Below are 7441 nucleotides of genomic sequence, written 5' to 3' on the forward strand. Positions count from 1 at the left end.
GGCTGGAGGCGTGGCGCGGCCGGGCTCCGGGCAATCTGGACACGGGCGCCGTGGTGACGTGGGCCCGTGCCCTGGCGGCCCGGGTGGAGCGGACCGCGGCGCCGGTGGACGCGGCGACGAGCGCACCCCGGCTGACCAGGGCGTCCTGAGAGCGGCACTCGTACGGCGCCACCAGGTCACTGATCTGGCCCCACCCACATGCGTCCCCCGCCGCCCCGGGCGACCCTGCGAGGGTGACAGCCACCGAAACCGCGCCGCCCGCCGCAGAGGCGACCCCGCCGGTCCTGGACAAGCGACGCCGCAACGTCGTCTTCGTCACGATCATGCTGGGCATGCTCCTGGCCGCCCTCGACCAGACGATCGTCGGCACGGCCCTGCCGACGATCGTCTCGGACCTCGGGGGCGCGGCCCACATGTCGTGGGTGGTCACGGCGTATCTGCTGGCCGAGACGGTCGCCACCGTGCTCGTCGGCAAGTTCGGCGACCTGTTCGGGCGCAAGGTCGTCTTCCAGCTCTCGGCGATCATCTTCATCACCGGGTCGTTCCTGTGCGGCCTCGCCGGCAACATGACGCTGCTGATCCTGTGGCGGGCGATGCAGGGCATCGGCGCCGGCGGTCTGATGGTGACGGCGATGGCGCTCATCGCGGACGTCATCCCGCTGCGCGAGCGGGGCAAGTACCAGGGCGCGATCGGCGCCGTCTTCGGCGTGGCCACGGTCATCGGGCCGCTGCTCGGCGGCCTGTTCACCGACCACCTCACCTGGCGTTGGGCCTTCTACGTCAACGTGCCGATCGCGATCGTCGTGGTGATCGCGGCGGCCCGCACCATCCCGGTGGTGAAGTCGGCGACGAAACCGGCCATCGACTACCTCGGCATCGCGCTCGTCGCCATCGGCGCGAGCGCCCTGATCCTGGGGACGAGCTGGGGCGGCAACGAGTACGCGTGGGGCTCCGCCACCATCATCGGCCTGTTCGCGGGCGGCGTCGTCGCGCTCGGCCTGTTCTGCTGGGTGGAGACGCGCGCGGCCGAACCGATGCTGCCGATGCGGCTGTTCGCCAACCCCGTCTTCACGGTCTGCTCGATCCTCAGCTTCATCGTGGGCTTCGCGATGCTGGGCGCGATGACGTTCCTGCCGACGTATCTGCAGTACGTCGACGGGGACTCGGCCACGATCTCCGGTGTGCGCACGCTGCCGATGGTGATCGGCCTGCTGATCGCGTCGATCTTCTCCGGCAACGTGGTCAGCAAGACGGGCAAGTACCGGATCTTCCCCATCATCGGCTCCCTCGTCATGGCGCTCGGCCTGTATCTGCTGTCGCTGATGGGCGCGGAGACGAGCGCGTGGCTGGAGTCGCTGTACATGTTCGTGCTCGGTGTCGGCATCGGTCTGTGCATGCAGGTGCTGACGATCGCCGTGCAGAACACCGTGGAGTACTCCGACCTGGGCACGGCGACGTCGGGCGTCACGTTCTTCCGTACGCTCGGCAGTTCCTTCGGGACGGCCGTCTTCGGCACGATCTACGCCAACACGCTCAAGCCGAACCTGACGGACGGCGTCGAGGCGGCCGCCCGGGCCGGGACCGGCGTCGATCCGGCGGCCCTCGCCAAGGCGGCGCAGAGTCCGGAGGGGCTGAACGCGCTGCCGGCGGCGGCGCGGCTGCCGATCGCCGACGCGTACGCGGACTCGCTGCACACGGTGTTCCTGTGGACGGTCCCGGTGGCGGCGATCGGGTTCCTGGTGGCGCTGTTCCTCAAGCAGGTGCAGCTGCGCGACAGCGCACGGATGGGCTCCTCCGACATGGGTGAGGGGTTCGCGTCCCCGTCGACCGGGGACTCTGCGCACCTGCTGGAGCGGGCCGTCGGCCACATCGTGAAGACGACGGACCTGGAGACCGCGCGCCGGATCCTCGCCTCGTCCGACACCCGGCTCGACATCGCGGGTTCCTGGGCGGTGATGCAGGTGGAGTTCTTCACGCGCATGGTCGGGCACGCGAGTCTCGGCATGATCGCGGCACGGCGCAGGATCCCGCCGGAGGTGCTCGTGCCGGTGTTCCAGCGGATGGTCGACGAGGGCTACCTGTCGCGTACGGGGTCGTACTTCTCGCACACGGAGGCGGGGCGCCGCGAGGCCGGGGTCCTCAACCACGCGTGGGGCCAGTGGCTGACCAAGCAGGTCGAGGAGGACCTGGGCCGGCCGCCGGGCAAGGACCTGCGGGCGGCCGTCGACACGATCGCGAAGCGGCTGCTCGCCGAGGACCTGGCGCAGGGGCTGCCGTCGCAGCCCGGCTCGGACCGGGCGCTGAGCCCGACGTAGGTCAGCGCAGCAGGAGTTGGAGGCCGCCGAGGACCGTGGCCGCGATGACCAGCCGCTCGAACAGCTGCTGGTTGATGCGGTTCACGGCCCACTTGCCGAGCAGCGCGCCCGGCACGACGAACACGACGAGGGCGGCGTCGAGCAGCAGGGAGCGCCCGTCGATCAGGCCGAGGCCCACGCTGAACGGCACTTTCGCGGAGTTCACGATGAGGAAGAACCACGCGGACGTGCCGAGGAAGCCCAGTTTCCGGAAACCGGCGGAGAGCAGGTACATCGACATCACGGGGCCGCCCGCGTTGGCGACCATGGTGGTGAAGCCGCCGAGCACTCCGTAGGAGCCCGCCGCGACGCGGGCCGCGCGGGTCGCCGTCCCCTCCGCTTCCGGTGCGGGCGCCCCGGCCTTGCGGCGTCGCCACAGCGTGACACCCGCCATCAGCAGCAGGATCGCGCCGATGGACGTGCGCACGGCGGCGTCGCCGGTGAGGGCGAGGAAGACCGTGCCGAGCACCACGCCCGCGGCGACGGCCGGGAACAGCCGCCACAGGGTGGGCCAGTGGGCGTGCCGCCGGTAGGTGATGACCGCGAGGACGTCACCGAAGATGAGGATCGGCAGCAGCACGCCCGTGGACGCGCGGGCCGGCAGGATCGCGGCGAACACGGCGAGGCTCACCGTGTTGGCGCCGCTGACGGCTGTCTTGGAGAAACCCACCAGCATGGCCGCCGCGGCCAGGGCGGAGAACTCCCAGGCGGTGATCCCGAATATGTCGTGCATCGCGGACCGATGCTAGACCCACGTATCCACCTCGCGTCAGGAGCGCCGCATGCTGATACGCGTGACCCGTCAGCGGTTCAGCGGCCCGCGTACGTCACCCGCAGCTCGCGCTTGAGGATCTTCATGCTGGGGCCCAGCGGCAGCTGGTCGGTGAACTCGATGCGGCGCGGGTACTTGTGCTTGCCCAGGTGTTCCTTCGACCAGGCCGTCAACGCGGCGGCGTCCAGGTCCTGGCCGGGCTTCGGCACGATCACCGCGCACACCTCCTCGCCGTGCACGTCGTCGGGCAGGCCGATGACGGCGGCCTGCCCGATGCCCGGGTGGCGCATCAGGACCTCCTCGACCTCGCGCGGGTACACGTTGTAGCCACCGCGGATGATGATGTCCTTCTTGCGGTCGACGATGCGCAGATAGCCGTCCTCGTCCTTGGTGCCGAGGTCGCCGGTGCGGAACCAACCGTCGACGAGGGCCTCCGCCGTGGCGTCCGGGCGGCCCAGGTAGCCGGTGAAGACGCAGTGCCCGCGGACGACGACCTCGCCGAGTGCGCCGTCGGGGAGCAGTTCGACGCGGTCCTCGACCTCGGCGCGCGCGATCTCGACGTCGACTCCCCACAGCGGCTGCCCGATCGTGCCGGGGCGGGCGCCGAAGACGGGCTGGTTGGCGCAGGCGGCCGGGGACGTCTCCGAGAGGCCGTAGCCCTCGTGGACGGTGGCGCCGTACGCCTGCTGGAAGCCCTCCAGGACGGCGACGGGCAGCGAGGCGCCGCCCGAGATGCAGATCTTCAACTGCGGCAGCTTGTCCGCTTGTCGGGCGGCGGCGAGCAGGTTCACGTACATCGTCGGTACGCCGTGGAAGGTGTTGACGTTCTCGGTGACCATGAGGTCGATGGCGCGGGCCGCGTCGAAGCGGGGCAGCAGGACGAGCGTGGCGCCTGCGCGCCAGGTCGCGTTCATGGAGACGGTCTGGCCGAACGCGTGGAAGAGGGGCAGCGCGCCGAGCGCGACGTCGTCCGCGTGCACGTCATTGGCGTCGAAGGCGCTGACCGTCGCGTTCATCACCAGGTTGAAGTGACTGAGCTCGGCGCCCTTGGGGACGCCGGTGGTACCGCTGGTGTAGAAGACGACGGCCGCGTCGTCGGCCTCGCGGGTGACGTAGGACGCCAACGGATCGGCGGCGGCGGTCAGTTGTTCCAGCTCCCCCTCCGCGCCCAGCGTCACCATGCGGACGCCGCTCGCCTGCGCGGCGGCCGCGCCGGTCGCCGCCTGCGCCGGGTGGCACAGCAGCAGGCTCGCCTCGCTGTCCTGGAGGACGTGCTGCACTTCCTCGGCCGACAGCAGCAGATGGACGGGGACGACGACCGCGCCGGCCGCGAGCGCCGCGTAGTACGCGCGCGGGAACTCGGCCGTGTTGGGCGCCATCAGGGCGACCCGGTCCCCGGGGCGGACGCCGAGGCCGGTCAGGGCCGCGGCCTGCTTGCGGGCCTGGAGCCACAACTCCTCGAAGGTGAGGCGCAGTTCGCCCTCGACGAGGCCGACCTTGTCGGGGCGGCGGCGGGCTGACTCGGCGAGGATCGCGGCGAGGGACAGGGTTGCCATGGGGGTGGTGCTCCGTTCCGTACTACTGACTGCTGGTGCGGCGCTGGACCAGGTCGTGCGCCCCGGGCGGGGGGATTCAGCCGCGCTCGACGAGCACGGCGCTGCCCTGGCCGACGCCGACGCACATGGTGGCGAGGCCCCGGGCGGCGCCGGTGCGGCGCAGCCGGTGCAGCAGGGTGGTGAGGATGCGGGCGCCCGAGCAGCCGAGCGGGTGGCCCAGTGCGATGGCGCCGCCGGTCGGGTTGACCAGGTCCGGGTCGATGCCGAGGGTGTCGACGCAGGCGAGGGCCTGCGCGGCGAACGCCTCGTTGAACTCGGCCTCTTCGATGTCGTCGAGGGACCAGCCGACGCGGCCGAGCGCCTTGCGCGTCGCGGGCACCGGGCCGATGCCCATGACGTCGGGGTGGACACCGGCCGAGGCGCCGGCGACGTAGCGGCCGAGGGACTCCAGACCGAGGTCGTGCAGGGCTTCCTCGCTGACGAGGAGGAGACCGGCCGCGCCGTCGTTCATCGGCGAGGCGTTGCCCGCGGTCACCGAACCACCCTTGCGGAACACGGGCTTGAGGCCGCCGAGCTTGTCCAGCGACGTGTCGGGGCGGATGCACTCGTCGGCGTCGACGACGACGCCGTCGGGCCGGGTGACCGGGAGGAGCTCGGCGTCGAAGAGTCCGTCCTTGCGGGCGGCGGCGGCGCGCTGGTGGCTGCGCAGCGCGAAGGCGTCCTGCCGCTCGCGGGACACGGCGTACCGGTCGGCCACCTCCTCGGCGGTCTCGCCCATCGCGAGGACGGCGTGCAGCTCCTTCATCCGGGGGTTGACCAGGCGCCAGCCGAGGCGCGTGTCGTACGTCTGCATCGCGTGCGGCAGCGCCTCGTCGGGGCGGGGCAGCACGAAGGGTGCGCGGCTCATGGACTCGGAGCCGCCCGCGAGCACGATGTCGGCCTCGCCGGCGGCGATGGTGCGGGCCGCGGTGGTGACGGCTTCCAGGCCGGAGGCGCACAGCCGGTTCACGGTCGCGCCGGGCACCGTCTCGGGCAGGCCCGCGAGCAGCGCGGCCATCCGTGCGACGTTGCGGTTGTCCTCGCCCGCCTGGTTGGCGGCGCCCCAGTAGACGTCGTCGACGCGGGCCGGGTCGAGCGCGGGCGCGTCCGCCAGCAGGCCGCGCAGCACGGTCGCCGCAAGGTCGTCGGGGCGGATGCCGCTGAGAGCTCCGCGCAGCTTCCCGATCGGGGTGCGGCGGGCGGCGGCGAAGTGGACGGGTCGCACGGTCAGCTCCAAAAGACAGCGGTTAATTAGCACTGCTAGTTTTGGACTATAGACCCGCGCCGCGGGGGCTGGGAAGAGGCACCGGGGAGCAATCAGCCGGTGATCAAAGGGGGGCATGCCGTGATCAAAGAGGTGGACGCGATTCCACATCTCAGGGCTGACCCTGATGTCCCGCCCCCACGTCCCGCCTACATTGGGGATCCGGCACCGCTCCGCGGACGGCGTACGGGGGACCACGGGGGAAACGGGGGAACGACGTCGTCTCCGGAGCGGACAGCCGGAACCTCTTGCACGTACCGGCGCGTGAGTCAGCCGCGCAGGTACGTGAGCACGGCCATCACGCGCCGGTGCTCGCGCAGATCGGGCTCCAGACGCAGCTTGGTGAAGACGTTGCGGACGTGGGTCTCGACCGTCTTGCCGCCGATGACCAGCTTCTGCGCGATGGCCTCGTTCGAGCGGCCCTCGGCCATCAGGGCCAGTACGTCGCGCTCCCGGCCGGTCAGCTCGCCGAGCGGGCCCGGCGCGCGCGGCGCGTCCATCAGCCGGGCCACCACCAGCGGATCGAGCACGGTCTCCCCCGCCGCCACCCGCTTCAGCGCCCCGTGCAGCTCCTCGACGTCGGCGACGCGTTCCTTGAGGAGGTAGCCGAAGCCCTCGGGCCGCTCGGCCAGCGCCTGCACGGTGGACGTCGTCTCCACGTACTGGGACAGCAGCAGGACGCCGGTGCCGGGGTGGGCCTCGCGCACCGCGGCCGCCGCGACGAGTCCCTCGTCGGTGTGCGTGGGCGGCATCCGGATGTCGAGGAGCACGGCGTCCGGCGCGTGCGCGGCGACGAGCCCGAGCAACGGCCCGGTGTCCCCGCACGCGGCGGCCACGTCGATCCCCTCGTCGGTGAGCAGCCGCACGATCCCCTGCCGAAGGAGCGCCGAGTCCTCGGCCACGATCACCCGCACGGAAGCTCCGCCCTGATCCTGGTCCCGCCCCCGGCGGGACTGTGTATGTGCAGTACGCCGTCGACGGCGGCGAGCCGGTCGGCGAGACCGCGCAGCCCGGTGCCGCGCGCGGTGTCGGCGCCGCCGACGCCGTCGTCGACGGTCTCGACGACGAGCCGGCCGTCCTGGTGCCGGGCCGAGACGCTGACGGCGCGGGCCCGGGCGTGCTTGGCCGCGTTCGAGAGGGCCTCGCAGACGGTGAAGTAAGCGGTCGTCTCGACGAGGGAGTCGTAGCGCCGGGCCTCGGCCGCCACGACGACGGGCATCGTGGCCTCCTTCGCCAGCGCGCTGAGCGCGGGACCGAGCCCTTCCCGGGTGAGGACGGCGGGGTGGATGCCCTGGGCGATGCCGCGCAGTTCCTCAAGTGCCAGGCGCAGGCTCTCCTCGGCCTCGTCCGCCGCCGCCCGCAGCTCCGCGTCGGGGTGTTCGGCGAGCCCGCGCCGCACCCGGCGTACGGACATGAGCGCGAAGACGAGGCGGGCCTGCGCCCCGTCGTGCAGATC

General features: G+C 72.0%; 6 protein-coding genes. 1 reads left to right on the plus strand and 5 read right to left on the minus strand.

Going from position 1 to position 7441, the window contains the following annotated elements:
- The first annotated feature begins 233 nt into the window (after positions 1 to 233).
- Positions 234 to 2315 carry an MDR family MFS transporter gene (locus G3I40_RS08075; protein ID WP_343244855.1) on the plus strand — a complete coding sequence of 694 codons (2082 nt, stop codon included), beginning with the start codon at positions 234 to 236 and terminating at the stop codon, positions 2313 to 2315.
- Between the two features lies 1 nt (position 2316).
- Here the strand turns inward: G3I40_RS08075 and G3I40_RS08080 are convergent, their stop codons facing one another.
- From G3I40_RS08080 to G3I40_RS08100, 5 genes are all read right to left on the minus strand, one after another.
- Positions 2317 to 3087, minus strand: coding sequence for a sulfite exporter TauE/SafE family protein (locus G3I40_RS08080; RefSeq protein ID WP_164301477.1), 771 nt, complete (start codon positions 3085 to 3087; stop codon positions 2317 to 2319).
- Positions 3088 to 3164: 77 nt separating this feature from the next.
- Positions 3165 to 4682 carry a long-chain fatty acid--CoA ligase gene (locus G3I40_RS08085; protein ID WP_164301478.1) on the minus strand — a complete coding sequence of 506 codons (1518 nt, stop codon included), beginning with the start codon at positions 4680 to 4682 and terminating at the stop codon, positions 3165 to 3167.
- Positions 4683 to 4758: 76 nt separating this feature from the next.
- Positions 4759 to 5946, minus strand: a complete 1188-nt coding sequence (locus tag G3I40_RS08090) for a thiolase family protein (protein ID WP_164301479.1) — start codon at positions 5944 to 5946, stop codon at positions 4759 to 4761.
- Positions 5947 to 6254: 308 nt separating this feature from the next.
- Positions 6255 to 6899: a response regulator transcription factor gene (locus tag G3I40_RS08095; RefSeq protein ID WP_343244856.1), complete on the minus strand. Its 645-nt coding sequence runs from the start codon at positions 6897 to 6899 to the stop codon at positions 6255 to 6257.
- Positions 6890 to 7441, minus strand: a 552-nt coding sequence (locus G3I40_RS08100; protein ID WP_239091604.1) for a histidine kinase, incomplete at its 5' end; no start/stop codon positions are given. The genes G3I40_RS08095 and G3I40_RS08100, both read right to left, overlap by 10 nt.

It is taken from the genome of Streptomyces sp. SID14478, from assembly GCF_010548525.1.
GTDB lineage: Bacteria > Actinomycetota > Actinomycetes > Streptomycetales > Streptomycetaceae > Streptomyces.

Coding starts and splice junctions, on each gene's coding strand:
- G3I40_RS08080 (WP_164301477.1), bottom strand. CDS start 3,087: ATGCACGACATATTCGGGATCACCGCCTGGGAGTTCTCCGCCCTGGCC.
- G3I40_RS08085 (WP_164301478.1), bottom strand. CDS start 4,682: ATGGCAACCCTGTCCCTCGCCGCGATCCTCGCCGAGTCAGCCCGCCGC.